The organism is Chloroflexota bacterium, assembly GCA_026706485.1.
Taxonomy (GTDB): Bacteria; Chloroflexota; UBA11872; order UBA11872; family UBA11872; genus JAJECS01.
In genome coordinates, this window is sequence record JAPOYR010000004.1 from 401048 (window position 1) to 416834 (window position 15787).

Sequence of the window (15787 nt, forward strand, 5' to 3'; positions counted from 1 at the left end):
CGGCCCATGCCGCGATTGGCGGTTTCACACGCCCCACCCGGCTACGACTGCCCCTTCTGCGCCATTGCCGCCGGCGCCGAGTCGGAATTCACTGCCTGGCGTGATGCGCACGTCGTGGTGCAAATCTCGCGGCGCCATAGCCCGGACAGTCCGCAAGTCCCCGGCAACGCGCTCGTGATTCCGCGGGCGCACTACGAGAACCTCTACGCGCTCCCGGACGACCTGGCGAGCCGCGTTGCCCAGGTGGCGCGCCGCGTCGCCATCGCCATGCGCACCGGCTATCCCTGCGATGGCGTGACCGTGCGCCAAAACAACGAGCCCGCCGGCGGCCAGGACGTCTGGCACCTGCACACCCACGTGATCCCGCGCCACACGGGCGACCGCGTGACCCAATCGCGCGGCGGGCGCGCAGACGACGACGAACGTGCTCGCTACGCGGCCCTCCTGTGCCGCAGCCTCGCCGCCCTCGACGATTCGCCCGGCTCGTCCTGAGACTGGTTCCGCACGGGCGATCGCGCAAGCCCGGTCCGCGACCGCGTGACTGCGTTTGTTGTCGTGAGAGATATGACATTGATACCGAATGACATGAGTGCTTTTCTACTATATATGGGGTGATATGAAGGATTTTCACCAAATGTTGTGTGTGCATAAAGAAATATTTGGTACGATCAGGGTTGAGGAATGCACGACCGTCGTTCGTTCCTCAGGCGCGGCCTGGGGCTGCTGTCGGGAGGCGCGGCAGGAGTACTTGGGGGAGGGTTGGCCGCTGCGTCGGGTCCGACCGAAGCCCACGGCGCACCAGGCGCCTCGCCGCCGGGCGCAGAGCGCGGAAATTCCGGCCGCCGGTCGATCATCGAAATCATTTGCGATATCGCCAACCTTGCTCCAACCGAGTGCGAACCGTGGTTGGAGCGACCGCCCACACCATCCGAACCGCAGTCGGTCTTGCAGGCGCAGCCGATGCTCACGGTCTACGGCCGCAGTTTCGGCGTGGCTCCGATCCTCGGAATGCTCGGAGCGCTCAACTCGTTCGATGAGCTGGAACGCGGCGTTGCGCCCTGGATCAGCGCCATGTCGGATCTTGCTGACGCGCCCGTCAAGGTGGCGCCGCATCTGATCTACGGGCTGGCGCGCCCGTGCCATAGCGACGATGACTCCTGCATGATCTTCCTCGACGCGTCGGGCGTGGATCTGATCGAGGACTACATCAAGCCGGCGGCGGATCGCGACATGGCCGTGATCCTCGACAGCCAGATCGGCCGCCTCTCGCCCACCTATTTCATCCGGCGAATGATCGACGCTGGCTATCTGGCCTATCCCAACGTGCACGTGGCGCTCGATCCCGAGTTCGCCACGCAGCCGGACCAGGACATGCCGGGCCATCCGATCGGGACCCTCTCCGCCTATAGCATCAACGAGGTCCAGGCGCTTCTGGCCTCCTACGTGCGCGAGGAGGGCCTTTCGCACAAGAAGGTGCTCATCGTGCATCAGTTTGTCGACGACCTCTCGGATTCCTGGTCCATGGTTCCCGGCAAGCAGAACATTGAGGTTTACCCGGAGGTTGAGCTGGTCTTCGACGCCGACGGCTTTGGCTCGCCCAACGCCAAGGTCCACAAATACAACGCCATCACCGACCCCACGGCCTACCCGCAGCTCGAGTGGCGCGGCATCAAGATCTTCCAGCACAACCCGCACGCGCCCCGCTTTTCGGATACCCCCGTGATGACTCCGCGTCAGATCTACGGCCTCGACCCAACGCCGGCCGGCTGGCGCATCTGGGCGCCGCCGCATTTGGTCGTGGTGGCCTAGCCAACGGACGTCGACGCTAGCTCCGCAAAATAGGGGCCGCGATCATCAGGGCCGTATCGTCGACGTGCGGCTACTGGATATGGGGAAAGTCCCATAGCCCCGCCTATATGTTGTATCCCACTCCCGTTTTGGTGGTATCGTTGCACCTAAGGAATGTTCGACCGTCGCTCATTCCTCAGGCAGGGCCTGGGGCTGCTGTCGGGAGGCGCGGCAGGCACGCTCTTGGGGAGGGTGGCCGCTGCATCGGCACCGGCCGAGCCCTCCGGCGCGGCGGGCAGCCGTCATCCCCCTGCTGAGAACAGCCCTCCGCAACCGCCGGAGTCAATTGCTGGCCTCATCTGCGAGGCTGCCGAGCCCGATCCAGGCATCTGCGACTGGTGGTCGCACGTGCTGCCGGCCACGCCGCTCGGACCGCTGTCGGTCCTGCAGCGACACTCGTTGCTTTCGGTTTACGGCCGCAGTTTCGGCGTGGCCCCGGTGCTCGGGATGCTCGGAGCGGTCAATTCGTTTGACGAGCTGGAACACAGCGTCGAGCCGTGGGTTCGCGCCATGTCCGAGTTCGCGGAAGCGCCGGTCAAGGTGGCGCCGCATCTGATCTACGCCCTGGCTCGCTCCTGCCGGGGCGCGGACGACAGCTGCATGATCTTCCTCGACGCGTCGGGCGTGGATCTGGTCGAGGAATACATCAAGCCGGCGGCGGATCGCAACATGGCTGTCATCCTTGACAGCCAGATCGGCCGCCTCTCGCCCACCTACTTCATCCGGCGAATGATCAACGCCGGCTATCTGGCCTATCCCAACGTGCACGTGGCGCTTGATCCCGAATTCGTGACCAAGCCCGATCAGGACACGCCGGGCAAGCCGACTGGAATGCTCTCCGCCCAGAGCATCAACCAGGTCCAGGCCCTTCTGGCCGCCTACGTGCGCGAGGAGGGCCTCTCCCACAAGAAAGTGCTCATCGTGCATCAGTTCGTTGACGACGTCACCGACTCGTGGTCGATGGTTCCCGGCAAGCGAAACATCCAGATCTACCCTGAAGTCGAGTTGGTCTTCGACGCCGATGGCTTCGGCAGCCCCAACGCCAAGGTGCACAAATACAACGCCATCACCAGCCCCACGGCGTACCCGCAGATCGAGTGGCGCGGCCTCAAGATCTTTCAGCACAACGCGCGCGCGCCCTGGGCTTCGGACACTCCCGTGATGACCCCGCGCCAGATATATGGCCTCGATCCCACGTCCAACGGCTGGCGCATGTGGGCGCCGCCTCACTTGCTCGTGGTGGCCTAGCCGCGCTGCACGCGATCGGTCGCATCGCCCGAAGGCTGCTGGTACGCCCTGTCGGAGTCACCTGCGCCGGGCGGCGGTTGGTGCACGATAGGGCGAAATCGCCGCACGACGAGCACCCGGGTAGGGAAACTTGATCCGTCATTCCCGCGGAGAGCCTGCCCCGTACTCGATACGGGGCGGGAATCCACCCCCAAGTCGTCTCCCAGCGAGCCGTGAGATCCGCTCTTCAAGTCGCCCGCCGGCAGGACTGCGCGTCGCCATGTGGAACATCTGGGGCTTCTCCTGGGAGTGGGAGCGCCGGCGCCCGCTCGTCGCCGTCGAGCTTGCCGACCTCGAACCCGACGTCGTGGCCCTCCACGAAGCCCGCGCTGCCCGTCGGCCGTGGGAGGCCGGCCAGTCCACGCCCGAGCAGGCCGCCGCCGACACCGGCATCCCCGTCGTCGAGTGGATCGACGCACCGACGCTGGACCCATCCGCGCGGATGGGTCCGGCGCTGCTGGCCCGCGTCCCACCGGCGGGCACATCGCGGCTGCGGCTCGCCGACCGCGACTCCGTTCCCGACCTCGGCTTTCACGAGCCCTGGCTGCTCACCGCGCGGTGGGAGATCGATGGACTCCGGGCCACGCTGGCGACCACGCACCTGCCAATGTCGTCGTTGCCCGCCGCCCAGCGGGTTGCCGTGCCGAAGCTGGCCAACGTGCTGGCTCCGCTGGCGGACGACTCCGACTTGCTCGTGCTGATGGGCGACTTGAACGTGCAGCCGCACAGCTCGCTCCTGTTCAGCCTCATGCAGACCGCCGGACTCGAGTCGGTGCCTTCCCTTGCCACGGCGCCGCCCACCTGGCCCACGAGCTCGGCCATGTTCAACCAGTGGGCCGTGGAGTCCGGATACGGCGCGTGGGCGCACCATCCCGAGGCGCAGCCAATCCGCATCGACTACGTCCTGGCTCGCCGCCGCGACTCCACGCCGCTTCGCATCGTGGACCAAGGGCGCTTCGGAACTCGGCATCGCTCGGACGGTCTGTTCGCGTCCGACCACTGGGGCCTCTGGGTCGATCTCGCCATTGCCTGACGGCGATGGCCCCGGACGTTGGCGGTCGCCTCAGCCGTTCTGCACCTTCACCCGCAGCCGTCGCACGTCGGTCGCGCCGCCTTCTGCAGCGGTCGCCCGGCCGTGCAGCGTGAGATAGCTCAGGCCCAAGCGCCCGTCTCGGATCGCCAAGGTGCACTCGGTTCCTCCGACAGTCGCGATGGCCGTGTCGGCAGCGACATCCCAGCGGATGGTGACCGGCGTCCATGCGCCGGCAGGCAGTGCCTCCTCGTCCAGCGCGTGCTCAATCGCCGCATCCGGACGCCGGTCGTCGGGCCGCCAGAAAGTCTCGTCGAGCACCACATCGACGCCGGCCGAGCCCTCGTCGCGGCGCACCTCGAGCGACAGCGTGCCCTGAGCGCCGATGGGAAAGTTGCGCTCAACGCCCAGCGGCAACTCGCCGGTGTGCCGCAGTCGCAGCACGCGTCCGCCGTCCGCGTCCACCACCGATGCCCCCGCGGTGCCATTCGTCGACCACCCGTCCAATCCGTGCTCGAAGTCGTCGCGGTCCTCGGTCTCGTCGAGCCGGTCGGGGTCCAAGATCACGTAGTCCGTGACCACGTGCATCCAGGCGTCGGTGATGTGGTTAAACATCATCAGCACGCGACCGTCGGGTAGCTCCAGCATGCGCGGGTAGCTGACCTGATCGTTCAGCAACTCCGGCAGGGCTTGCCGCGCGTACTCGCGGTAGCCGTTCCAGGTGCGCCCGTCGTCGTGTGAGACCGCGACGTTCACCACGTGCCGCGAGCAATGCACCTCCTTGTGCTCGCCGCCAAGCGGCGGCCCCTGGGTGTTGTTCCAGGTAAACAGCAGGCGTCCATCACTGAGCCGCAAGAGATAGCCCGGCGAGTTGGGCGCCTTGAACCGGCTGCGCTTCGGCTCGGACCAAATCCGGCCATCGTCCGAATACGACTCGTATTGGAAGCGGTCCGGCGTGCGGATGATCTTGTAGATGCGCCCGTCGCCCAGTTGCGCCACCGTGGGCTCGTTGGCGCCGGAGTGGCTGTGGCGTCCGCCCGAGGCCACGTGCAGTTCGGTCGAGTCGTTGCGCCAGGTGCGCCCGCCGTCGTCCGAATAGCAGGTCTTGCAGCAATACATGCCCTCCGTCTGGTCCCAGTCGTAGTACTCCAGCGGCAGCAGAATCCGGCCGCTGTCGATTTGGGCCGCCTGGCGCAGCGCGCCGGTGTAGGGGTGGCCGTAGTCGATGCGCTGCGGCCCGTCCCAGCTGGCGCCGCCGTCGCGCGAGACGACGTGATAGACGTCGCAGCGCAGCTCGTCGCGCCCGGGACGCTCGATGTCCTCGGGCCAGATGAGCATGCGCATGCCAAAGAGGTGGATGACGCCGTCGCGGTCCACCAGGATCGGGCCGCTGCCCCAATAGCCGAAGCCAATGGGAAGCGCCATCACGCGCTGCGGCTCGTCCCAGGTGACCGTGCCGTTGGAAAGGGCCCCGTAGCGGATGATGAGATCCTGCCGCGCCCACGGGTCGTGGAAGATGCCCTGTTCGAGCGCGATGTAAAAGCCGGGACCTTCGGTCGTCCAGCTGATAAAGCGACCGTCGGGCAGCAGCGCCACCCGGTCGATCGATTCGCCGAATGAGTGTCGTTCGAGTAGCAGCACGGTCCTTCTCCTGCGCCCGTGGAATCAAGAGTCCGACCGGCGCGGTCGTCGCTGACGCGGGCATTGTCGCGCGTCCAGCCGGGCGCCATGCCAACGGGCTGACTTCCGGCGCTTTATGCTGGCCTGGTGGCCTGACACGTGAGTCGAGGCGGCGCCATGGACGAAATTCAAGACCTATTCATTTCCGGGCGGCACGGCTATCACACCTTCCGCATCCCGGCGCTGGCGGTCTCCACCGCCGGCACCGTGCTGGCTTTTGCCGAGGGTCGCCGCAACAATCGCTACGACACCGGCGACATCGACACCGTCCTCCGCCGGCGCGAGCGCGGCGCCGACGATTTCGATGAGATGCGTGTTGTCGTTCCGGGCGGCGGCGACGTGGCCGGCAACCCGGCCCCCGTGGTGGACCGCGACACCGGGCGCATCACGCTGCTCTTCTGCCGCAATCCCCATGACGGCCCCGAGGACCTCGTCTGGCAGGACAAAGCCCAGCGCACCGTCTGGCAGACCCACAGCGACGACGACGGGAAAACGTGGGCATCACCCCGCGAGATCACTAGCGCGGTCAAGCGGCCCGGTTGGACGTGGTACGCCACCGGGCCCTGTCACGGCATCCAACTGCAGAGCGGACGATTTGTCATCCCGTGCGATCACGGCGTCGGCGTGCAGCACGAGCGCTATGTTGACTGGTGCCGCTCCCACCTGCTGCTCAGTGACGACGGAGGCGCGACCTGGCGCATCGGCGCGACCACCGGCGACGGCACCAACGAGTGCGTGGTCGTGGAGCTCGACGACGGCAGCCTCTATCTCAACCGGCGCTGCGACCGGCGTGACGAGCAGCCGCTCTACCGCCGGCGCTACGCGCGCAGCGTGGACGGCGGCGAGTCGTTCGCCGAGGATGACTGGCACCACGACCTCATCGACCCCCATTGCCAGGCCTCGGCCGTGCGCGCGGGCGGTCCCGGCGCGCCGCTCGTCTTCGCCAACGCCGCCAGCGAGGCCCGCGAGCGGCTCACCGTGCGGCGCAGCGACGACGGGGGACGCACCTGGTCGAGCGGGCTCGTCGTGCATCCCGGACCCTCCGCCTATTCCGACCTGTGCGACTTGGGCGACGGCGCCGTGGGGCTGATCTACGAGTCTGGCGACGAAATGACCTACGAGCGCCTCCGCTGGACGCGACTCAACGTTGACGACTTAGGCGGCTAACCGCCCGGAATGTAGAGCGTCCGGTCGGCCACGGGCAGGGACACCCGCGCGCCCCCGTTGAGGTGCGAGTGGGCGATGCCAAACTGCGCTTCGACCGACTGCATCGTGACGTCAATGTTCCCAGTCGTGCGCTCGCCGGTCTCCAGTTCCCGGATGATGCTGCGGATTGTGAGCACCGCGGGGCTCTCGGCGATCCCTCGAATCGTGCGCTCCCGAACGTCGGCGTACTCGCCCCTGATCAGGCGCACCGAGGAGTAATCTCCGTTATCCCACACCACGGCCCGTCCCTCATCGCCGTGCACCTCGATGTCCCACTGGCCCCGGCGGGGGATGAAATATCCTTCCGCGCCGGTCGCGTACCCGACCCGGAAGAACCCCACCATCGGGTCGGCAATTTCCTCGCCCGCCACCGGGACATACCGATGTCCCGCCGGATCGTAGCTGGGCGGCGGACGCCGCGGCTCGGGGTCGAAGGGATCGCCGGGATCGATCAGGCGGCCTTCCACCCATATGGGCTGCGGGTCGCCCAGGAGCATCGAGGCCGTATCCAGCGTGTGTGGGTGGTGTTTGATGATGTCCGTGTAGCCGTAGACGACGGCAAATTGGGGCGCACCGACCTCACCGGCGGCGATGGCATCCCGCATGGACGTATACACCAAGTCATGCCGCCGCATCGCCCCCCAGTTGAACGCCACGCCGTTGGCCGTGCAGGCGCGGTGGATGCGGTCGGCCTCGGCCAGTGAGGCGCACAGCCCCTTCTCGCTGTAGATGCCCCGCACGCCGTGCTCGGCGGCATAGATCAGCGGCTCGGCGCGGGCGAACGAGGGCGTCGTCACGCTCACGATGTCCAGCCGCTCGGTGTCGATCATCTCCCGGTAGTCGAGGTAGGTGTTCGTCACGCCGAAGCGCTCGCTGAAGCGCCGCAGCCGTTCCGCCCCGCGGTTGGCCACGGCCACCACTTCGGTCTCCTCGATCGCCTCGTAGGCGCTGAAGTGCCCGTAGGGTTTTCGGCGGTCGCCCACCGGCAGCTCGTCTTCGATCAGTCCGCCGCTGCGGCCCGTCCCAATGATCCCGACGCGATATTTCGCAGGCATGATGTTCACTCGCTCTTCAGGGCCGTCGCCCCGGCTGCTGTACCCATGATGCCCGCACCGGGCGATCGTGTGGGCGGCGTTCCTATACTTGCCGACCATACGGGCCAGTTGCCGCTGCTTGGAGACGCCCATGGACTACCGGCGGCTCGGACGATCCGGGTTGGAAGTCTCGCTCGTGGGCGTCGGCTGCAATCAGTTCGGCGGCCGGTGCGATCGCAAGCAAACGCGCGCCGTGGTCCACGCCGCGCTGGATGTCGGTATCACGCTGTTCGACACGAGCAACAGCTACGGGCAGAACGGTCGCTCGGAGAAGTTTCTGGGCGCCGCCCTCAAGGGTTGTCGCGACGACGCGGTCATCGCCACCAAGTTCGCCTCGCCCATGGGCGACGGTCCCATGCAGGTCGGCGGCTCGCGTCGCCACGTCCTGCAGGCCGTCGAGGACAGCCTGCGCCGGTTGCGCACCGACTACATCGACCTCTATCAAATGCACCGGCCCGACCCGAACACGCCCATCGAGGAGACGCTGTCCGCGCTCGATCTGCTCGTCCGCCAGGGCAAGGTGCGCTACATCGGGCATTCCAACTTTGCCGGCTGGCAGATTGCCGCCGCCGCGGCCGCCGCCGAGCGGGCCAACGTCACCCCGTTCCTCTCGGCGCAGAATCACTACAGCCTCCTCGACCGAAGCGTCGAGGCCGAAGTCATCCCCGCCTGCGAGGCCTTTGGCTTGTCCCTGCTGCCCTATTTCCCGCTCGCGAGCGGGCTGCTCAGCGGGAAGTACCGCCCCGGAGAAGCTGCGCCCGCCGACACGCGGCTCGCCGAAGGCTCCCAGGCCGATCGCTGGCGAACGCCGACCAACGTCGCCAAGACCGAGCGCTTGCGCGCCGTGGCCGAAGCCAGTTGCCATAGCCTGCTTGAGCTGGCCATGAGCTGGCTCGCTCGCCAACCGGTCATCGCCTCCGTGATCGCCGGCGCCTCGCGGCCCGAGCACGTCCGGCAGAACGTGGAAACCGTCGGCTGGGCGATGAGTCCGGATGAGCTCGACGCCATCGAAGCGGCGGTGAGTGACTCGCCCGACGGCTGAGGACGGATCGACTCCGATGCAGCGCAAGACTGAGTGAGCCGCCCGTGACCACCGACAGCCCAATGATCCCGACCCCCGACGAGATCTACGCGTTTCAGACCAGTGGCTATTTGGTGCTGCCGGGTTTCCTTGCCCCCGACCACGTCGCCCTGCTCACCGAGCGGCTCGAACGGGTCATGGAACGCCGCCGCCATCAGGCCGAAGCCGGCACGCCGACCAATGGGATGACCGACGTCGAGGGACCGAACACGCGCATCTTTCACATCCTCGAGGACGACCCGGCGCTGCTGGACCTTATCGACTATGGCCCCCTCATGCCCTACGTCCATGCCTTCCTCATCCGCAATCCGCATTTCCACGCCTCGGACGCCATCTGGGAGGTTGGGGCCTCGGGCCGCCCGCCCCAGTGGCACCCCGACGGCGGCTACCTGCGTGTGCTCGGGCGGCCCACGCCGTTGATGCAGCTCAAGGTGGGCTACTACCTGTCGGACATGCGCGAGCCCGGACGGGGCAACCTCACCCTCGTGCCCGGCTCCCATCGCAGCGCCGCCGAGCCGTCGTCCGAGCAGCAGGCGGGCTACGACACCATGCCCGGCGCCATCCAGGTTTGCGGCCCGCCGGGGACGGCGTTCATGTTCCACAACGCCGTCTGGCACACGCGCGGACCCAGCACCGATCCCAACGCGTCGCGCATCATGCTCTACTACGCCTACGAGCACGGCTTCATGGTCGGCAACCCCGAGCACTGGAGCTACTCCAAGGCCTTCTACGCCGGCCTGCCGCCAGAGCGCCGCGCGCTGTTCCACGGCTTCGTCTTCGACCCGCCGGAGCGCCGCTGGTCCTGATTCGGCCCTGCCGAGCCGGCCGGCTTTGATTTGAACGCGAAATAGCCAGCGGTGTAATGTTCACGTATCAGTGCTGGGTCCCCAGGCGCTGGTTGTTCACTTGGCAGCGCCTGGCGTCGGTCCGGCAAGCCCTTGGGGGGTGCGTCATGAAGCGTGGAATGCGTACAGCGGTGTCGCGGCGGCGCGTGTTGCAAGGCGCGGCTGCCGGATTGTTTGGCGCGGCCGGCGCGGCTGTCCTAGCGGCGTGCGGCGAGACGCAGGTCGTGACCAAGGAAGTGATCAAGGAAGTCCCGGTCGAGACCGTGATCACCAAGGAAGTGATCAAAGAGGTCGAGGTCGAGCGGGTCGTGACGCAGGAAGTCATCAAGGAGGTTGTCAAGGAAGTCGTCGTCACGCCTGCGCCGGCCATGCAGCAGGAGATGACAGGCCCCGTCAGCGGCGGCACGCTGGTCATGGGCACGGGCAACCCGGCGTCCAACGCGTGGAACCCCTACGCCCAGTGGAGCAGCAGCCACCACTTTGTCAACGACGTGGTCTGGCTGCAGCTCTGGTACGGCGATCAGTGGGGCGATGGCCGCACCCCGTCGCTGCCCGGAGGCTGGGGCCCCGGGGTGGCCAACTCGTGGGATGAGGTCGAGGGCGGGCGCGTCTACGACTTTCACATCAACCCCGATGTCAAGTGGCATGACGGCGTGCCCGTCACCGCCGACGACGTCACCTGGGGCTTCCACATGGCCATCCACCCGGCCTATGGCGCCAAGTTCGGCGACATCACCTACATCGACATCGAGGGTGCGCAGGCCTGGGCGGAAAACCCCACCGACAACGTCGAGGACGCGGGCGGTGTGGTCAAGATCGACGAGATGACCGTGCGGGTCTCGCTGCGGCGGCCCGACCCCGGCTGGTGGGGGCGACCGCTCAAGGACCGCTCCATTCACCTGCCGCCGTACCCGAAGCACATCTACGAGAACATCGCGCCCGAGGACGCGTTCGAGGGCACGGAGTACGCCTCCAAGCCGATCGCCAACGGGCCGATGAAGGCCGTGCGCTTCGTCGAGGGGCAGTTCTTCGAAATGGAGTCCTTCTCCGACTTCGCCTACGGCGCGCCGTACGTTGACGGCAAGATCATTCGCTACGGCGACCGCGACGCCATCGACGCGGCCTCCGAGGCCGGAGAGATGGACTACATCCGCGCCGGCAGCGTGGAGTCGTTCCAGCGCCTCGGGCAGCTTGCGCACCTGCAAGGCCTGCCGCAGCGCTCGCCGTTCGGTGCCAATCTGTTCCTCAACTGGGACGCCGAGATCTTCGCCAACACCGACATCTCGTTGCTGACCGAGGCGATGATTCTCGCCATCGACCGCGAGACCGTCATCGAGACCCTCGACGGCGGAACGCGGTTCCTCACCAACTACTGCTTCGCGCACGTCGGGCTGATCGCCGACCCGCCGCCGGGCACCTACCGCGAGTTGACCTACAACCCGGACGAGGCCCGCGAGCTCATCGCCGAATCTGGTTTCGACACCAGTCAGGCGATCAGGTTCATCAAGTGGGGCAACCCCGGGCCGCGCGATGTGGCGCTCCAGCAGTACTGGGCGGACGTGGGGCTCAACGTCGAGTTCTTCAAGATCGACGTCTCGGCGGTCGTCGAGGAGCTCTACCAGAAGCGCTCGCACGACATGGTCATCGCCAACATGGGCGGCTTCAACACGCTCAATGACGGCTGGCAGCGGGTGAAGTGCGGCTGGGTCTATGACGACGGCGGCTTCAACCACTCGAACATCTGCGACCCCGAGTTGGACGCGCTGTACGAGAAGGCCAACGAGGCCACCGACACCGCCACCTTGCAGGAGCGTTGGTACGAGATTGCGGCCTACATCCACGGACGGGGCACGATGGTCGTTGGCCCCATGTCGTACGGATCGGTGCGCAACATCTATCACCGCCGCGTGCAGGGACCGCTCTGGCAGCACACCTACACGCAGCCGGTGCGGTCATTGGTCGAGAAGGTGTGGATCGACCCGCGCTGGGACGGCACGGACTTCAGCGGGTAGTCCATGGATCGAGCCGGCCGCGGGCCGGCTCGACGCCCATTCACCGGGGCGGCGGGGAGCAATCCCCGTCGCCCCGGTGGCTTTTGGACTGAGGCTCCGATGGCCCTTGTAACCCCGGTGGCCCAGGCTGCGTGCAGCCTGGGAGCTTCAACCGCAGCCGGTCGGGTCCCCTCTCCCCACGGTGGGAGAGGGTTAGGGTGAGGGGGTCGGCCGATCCCACGCTGCTCGCAGCGCGGGCTGCCGGACACCTGCCTTGTTGAGGAAGCGCCTTCGCTAGTTCCCCGACCCGCTGCCCCGCACGTCAAAGGCGTCGCGCAGTCCGTCCCCAACGAAATAGATCGCCAGCACGGCCAGGACAATCGAGAGCCCCGGGGACAGCCACAGGGCCGGCGCGGCGTCGATGAACGCGATCCCACGGGCGTTGCTGATCATGGTTCCCCAGCTTGCCGCCGGCTCCGAAATGCCGAGACCCAGGAAGCTCAGCCCGGCCTCGGCAAGAATCGCCCCGGCGACCCCCAGCGTGACCGCCACCGACACCGGACCGACGACGTTGGGCAGCACATGTCGCCGGATGATGTGCCGCAGGCTGCCCCCAAGCGCCTGTGACGCGATGACGTAGTCCAGCTCGCGCTGGACCAAGATCTGACCGCGAATGAGACGCGCGAGTCCAGGCCAGCCGAAGATCCCAATGATCACCATCACGTTGATGATGCTCGGGCCGAGAATGCCGGCCATGATGACGATGAGAATGAACGATGGAAAGGTCATGATGAGATCGGTGAAGCGCATGAGGACGTTGTCGACGCGACCGCCCGCCAATCCCGCCGAAGCTCCAATGGCAAACGCAATCGCCAGGTAGATCGACACCGCCACGACGCCCACCGAGAGCGAGACACGGGATCCGTAGACGACCCGACTGAAGGTATCGCGACCGGACCGGTCGGTCCCCAGCCAGTTCAACGAGTCCGGCGGGGCCAGCAGCTTGTGCAGGTGGTTGCGCGTCGGATCGTAGGGGGCCACGAAGTCCGCGAAAATCGCAATCAAGACCATATTGAAGAGAATGGCGAGCCCGAGCACGGCCAGCTTGTGCGACATGAAGCGCCGCCGCGCCCGAGTCCAGGGCGAAAGCTCGGGCGGAAGGTCGAGGATCTCGACCGCTTCCAGGCGTCGATGCGCGGTCGCGGCGGCCGCGCCGCCCTCCGCCTCGGATGGTGGCGGGCGATCGTTCGGTGGATTCTCCGTTGACACGTGCCTTGGCCTTACGAGTGGCGCACGCGCGGATCGACCCAGGCGTAGGCCACGTCCGTGAGCAGGTTGGCGGCGAGGACCGCCGTGGCGCCCATCAGCAACACGGCCATCTGCACCGGATAGTCACGCTGCAGCAGCGACGTGTAGGCCAGCGAGCCCACGCCGGGCCACGAGAAGATGGTCTCGATGATGAGCGCGCCGCCGATGAGCGCGGGCAACGAAAGCCCCAAAACCGTGACCAGCGGCACCAGCGCGTTGCGAAAGACGTGCTTCCAGAGGACGAGCGTCTCGCTCAGCCCTTTGGCCCGCGCGGTCAGCACGTACTCCGCGGAAAGCGTATCGAGCATCGACGCTCGCGTGTAGCGCATGTACACCGCGATGTCCTGCAGCATCAGGGCCGAGATCGGCAGGATCGCGTGACGGATGACATCCCCCACCTGGGGATCCCGACCGGCGGTCCACATGCCGAAGACGGGCAGCCAGCCCAACCACACCGCGAAGATCAACATGCCGGAGAGAGCAAAGAAGAACTGAGGAATTGAGATCATGAAGAATGAGACGACGGATAGGGAATAGTCGATGATCGAGTATTGCCTGAGTGCGGAAAGCACGCCGAATACCACCCCAATTGAAACGGCAAGTGCGAGCGCGGTTCCCATCAAGCTAATGGTCACCGGTAGTTTTTCGATAATCATCTCAATCACGGGGCGCTTTGTCTGATATGAGTACCCTAGATTCCCGGTCAACGCCTCTTTGAGCCAGATCGCGTAGCGCACCGGTCCCGGCCGGTCGAGACCAAGTCGGCGCCTCAACTCTTCGACGTCGCGCACGGAGATTGAGAGCTGATCCTCTGGGTTGAGGAGCGCGGTCAAGGGGTCTCCCGGCGCCATATTAATGATGAGGAACGTGATGACAGAAATCCCAAATAACAATGGGATAGATATCAATACTCGCCGGGTGATGTATTGCGTCATCGCGGCAATCCCACGGGCTGACGCATGCCTGGCCTGCCATCGCGGCGCCGGATGGCCAGCACAGTCATGCTACGTGGCGCATACTCGCTCCGCAACTTGCAGCGGGGCGCGCCGACGAAACGCTCTTGCGAGTGGCCAATCTCATGGGAACCACGGTTCGTGCGGTCGTCATTTCGCTGACGGCGTCTGGCGTGGCGGCGTTGATCGGTCTGGTGGTCGCCATCGTCCTCAGCCAGAACGTCACGATCGTCAACGGGTGCGTGATTCAGTCGGAATTTGCCGAGTCGTGGCTCCAGGAGCCAACCCGCTGTCCCGGCGTGGATCTGCGCGGCGCCGAGCTTGCCGGCGTGCACCTCCAGCGGGCGGATCTTGCCGGCGCGAGTCTCGTCGGCGCGGACCTTCGAGGGGCGAATCTGCGGCTGGCGATCCTCGACGATGCCGACCTGAGCGGGGCGCGGCTGGACGGAGCCAATCTGACCGGCGTCGCGGCTCACCGCTCGCGCTTCGTGGGCGCGTCGCTCGCGGGCGCGCAGATGGTGTGGGCGGAGCTGCGCGACGCCACGCTCACCGACGTACACATGGCAGGGGTCGAGGCGTCTTCGATCCAACTGCAGGGCGTCACGGCCCCAGGAGCCATCATCACCGATGCGAACCTGACGCGGGCGTCGTTCACCGACGCCAAGTTGCCCGGGGCCGATTTCACCGACTCGGTGCTGGCGCGGGCGCGGATGTTCGGCACCGACGTCAGCGGCGCCACCCTCACCGGCGCAAACCTGACCCAGGCCATGATCCGCGACGCCGCGCTTTCGGAGGTGCGGCTCGACGGCGCCCGCCTCTACAGCGCCGAGGTCAGCCGCACCGACCTGACGGGCGCGGACCTCCGCGAGGCCAATCTGCGCTTCGTCGACTTCACCGAATCCAACCTCTCCGGGCATTCCACGGTTGGGCGCAGCGCCGATCTCCGCGGGTCCGACCTGCTGGCGGCAACGCTCGACCGTGCCGATCTTTCCCATGCCACGCTGGCCGGCTCGCAGCTCTATGGCGCTGGGCTTCGCGGGACAAACCTCCGTCACGCCGACTTCACAGACGCCATCTTGCACTTCGCCGACCTGCCCGATGCCGACTTGAGCTTCGCCAAGCTCGGCCGCGCGGACCTGGGTCGAGCGCTGCTTGCCGGCGCCAGCTTGCGTGGCGCCATCTTGACCGATGCCGATCTCCGGGCCGCCAACCTCAGCGGCGCCGATCTGACCGACGCCGCGCTCGCCGGTGCGAACCTCGCCGGCGCCAATCTTGACGGCGCCACCCTCCCGGAAGGACTCGTGGTGCCGGACGCAGCCGACGGTCCCGGCGCGGCGGCGCGTTGACGCCCGTCGCTTACCTGCCTAGCATCGGATGCGACCGTCACGCGTGAGCATCCGGCGCCTGGCGGTAGACGGGACGAATGGCCGGTGAAAATTCGGGCAGAGACGCAGTCGTGACGGC

13 protein-coding genes are annotated in these 15787 nt (G+C 66.7%); 9 read left to right on the plus strand and 4 right to left on the minus strand.

The window, feature by feature from the left end; all coding sequences use genetic code 11:
* Window positions 1-6: 6 nt before the first annotated feature.
* The 4 genes from OXG79_04385 to OXG79_04400 all read left to right on the plus strand — a co-directional run bounded on the left by OXG79_04385 (window position 7) and on the right by OXG79_04400 (window position 4168).
* A complete protein-coding gene (locus OXG79_04385; GenBank protein MCY3783004.1) occupies window positions 7-492 on the plus strand; it encodes an HIT family protein in 486 nt (161 codons plus the stop codon).
* Between the two features lie 468 nt (window positions 493-960).
* Window positions 961-1809: a hypothetical protein gene (locus OXG79_04390; protein ID MCY3783005.1), complete on the plus strand. Its 849-nt coding sequence runs from the start codon at window positions 961-963 to the stop codon at window positions 1807-1809.
* Window positions 1810-1962: 153 nt separating this feature from the next.
* Entirely contained in the window at window positions 1963-3096 is a 1134-nt protein-coding gene (locus OXG79_04395; GenBank protein MCY3783006.1) for a hypothetical protein, read from the plus strand.
* 259 nt (window positions 3097-3355) lie between these two features.
* Window positions 3356-4168 carry an endonuclease/exonuclease/phosphatase family protein gene (locus OXG79_04400; protein ID MCY3783007.1) on the plus strand — a complete coding sequence of 271 codons (813 nt, stop codon included), beginning with the start codon at window positions 3356-3358 and terminating at the stop codon, window positions 4166-4168.
* A 30-nt stretch (window positions 4169-4198) separates the two neighbouring features.
* Here OXG79_04400 and OXG79_04405 read toward each other — a convergent pair whose 3' ends face one another.
* A complete protein-coding gene (locus OXG79_04405; GenBank protein ID MCY3783008.1) occupies window positions 4199-5806 on the minus strand; it encodes a sialidase family protein in 1608 nt (535 codons plus the stop codon).
* A gap of 156 nt (window positions 5807-5962) precedes the next feature.
* Between OXG79_04405 and OXG79_04410 the strand changes: the two genes are divergently transcribed.
* Window positions 5963-7012, plus strand: coding sequence for a sialidase family protein (locus OXG79_04410; GenBank protein ID MCY3783009.1), 1050 nt, complete (start codon window positions 5963-5965; stop codon window positions 7010-7012).
* Here OXG79_04410 and OXG79_04415 read toward each other — a convergent pair.
* On the minus strand, window positions 7009-8106 hold the full coding sequence (locus tag OXG79_04415) for a Gfo/Idh/MocA family oxidoreductase (protein ID MCY3783010.1): 1098 nt from the start codon (window positions 8104-8106) through the stop codon (window positions 7009-7011). The genes OXG79_04410 and OXG79_04415 overlap by 4 nt on opposite strands.
* Window positions 8107-8236: 130 nt before the next feature.
* Between OXG79_04415 and OXG79_04420 the strand changes: the two genes are divergently transcribed.
* The 3 genes from OXG79_04420 to OXG79_04430 all read left to right on the plus strand — a co-directional run bounded on the left by OXG79_04420 (window position 8237) and on the right by OXG79_04430 (window position 12083).
* Window positions 8237-9187, plus strand: a complete 951-nt coding sequence (locus OXG79_04420; GenBank protein MCY3783011.1) for an aldo/keto reductase — start codon at window positions 8237-8239, stop codon at window positions 9185-9187.
* A 44-nt stretch (window positions 9188-9231) separates the two neighbouring features.
* Window positions 9232-10032 (plus strand): phytanoyl-CoA dioxygenase family protein, encoded by an 801-nt coding sequence (locus OXG79_04425; GenBank protein MCY3783012.1) that lies wholly within the window; start codon window positions 9232-9234, stop codon window positions 10030-10032.
* A 158-nt stretch (window positions 10033-10190) separates the two neighbouring features.
* Window positions 10191-12083, plus strand: a complete 1893-nt coding sequence (locus OXG79_04430; GenBank protein MCY3783013.1) for an ABC transporter substrate-binding protein — start codon at window positions 10191-10193, stop codon at window positions 12081-12083.
* Window positions 12084-12356: 273 nt separating this feature from the next.
* Here the strand turns inward: OXG79_04430 and OXG79_04435 are convergent, their stop codons facing one another.
* Window positions 12357-13331 (minus strand): ABC transporter permease, encoded by a 975-nt coding sequence (locus tag OXG79_04435; GenBank protein MCY3783014.1) that lies wholly within the window; start codon window positions 13329-13331, stop codon window positions 12357-12359.
* 11 nt (window positions 13332-13342) lie between these two features.
* Window positions 13343-14305, minus strand: a complete 963-nt coding sequence (locus OXG79_04440; protein MCY3783015.1) for an ABC transporter permease — start codon at window positions 14303-14305, stop codon at window positions 13343-13345.
* A gap of 143 nt (window positions 14306-14448) precedes the next feature.
* On the opposite strand from OXG79_04440, the gene OXG79_04445 reads away from it, so the two are divergent.
* Window positions 14449-15669, plus strand: a complete 1221-nt coding sequence (locus OXG79_04445) for a pentapeptide repeat-containing protein (GenBank protein MCY3783016.1) — start codon at window positions 14449-14451, stop codon at window positions 15667-15669.
* Window positions 15670-15787 lie beyond the last annotated feature (118 nt).

Coding starts and splice junctions, on each gene's coding strand:
- OXG79_04385 (MCY3783004.1), top strand. CDS start 7: ATGCCGCGATTGGCGGTTTCACACGCCCCACCCGGCTACGACTGCCCC.
- OXG79_04390 (MCY3783005.1), top strand. CDS start 961: ATGCTCACGGTCTACGGCCGCAGTTTCGGCGTGGCTCCGATCCTCGGA.
- OXG79_04395 (MCY3783006.1), top strand. CDS start 1,963: ATGTTCGACCGTCGCTCATTCCTCAGGCAGGGCCTGGGGCTGCTGTCG.
- OXG79_04400 (MCY3783007.1), top strand. CDS start 3,356: ATGTGGAACATCTGGGGCTTCTCCTGGGAGTGGGAGCGCCGGCGCCCG.
- OXG79_04410 (MCY3783009.1), top strand. CDS start 5,963: ATGGACGAAATTCAAGACCTATTCATTTCCGGGCGGCACGGCTATCAC.
- OXG79_04415 (MCY3783010.1), bottom strand. CDS start 8,106: ATGCCTGCGAAATATCGCGTCGGGATCATTGGGACGGGCCGCAGCGGC.
- OXG79_04420 (MCY3783011.1), top strand. CDS start 8,237: ATGGACTACCGGCGGCTCGGACGATCCGGGTTGGAAGTCTCGCTCGTG.
- OXG79_04430 (MCY3783013.1), top strand. CDS start 10,191: ATGCGTACAGCGGTGTCGCGGCGGCGCGTGTTGCAAGGCGCGGCTGCC.
- OXG79_04440 (MCY3783015.1), bottom strand. CDS start 14,305: ATGACGCAATACATCACCCGGCGAGTATTGATATCTATCCCATTGTTA.
- OXG79_04445 (MCY3783016.1), top strand. CDS start 14,449: ATGGGAACCACGGTTCGTGCGGTCGTCATTTCGCTGACGGCGTCTGGC.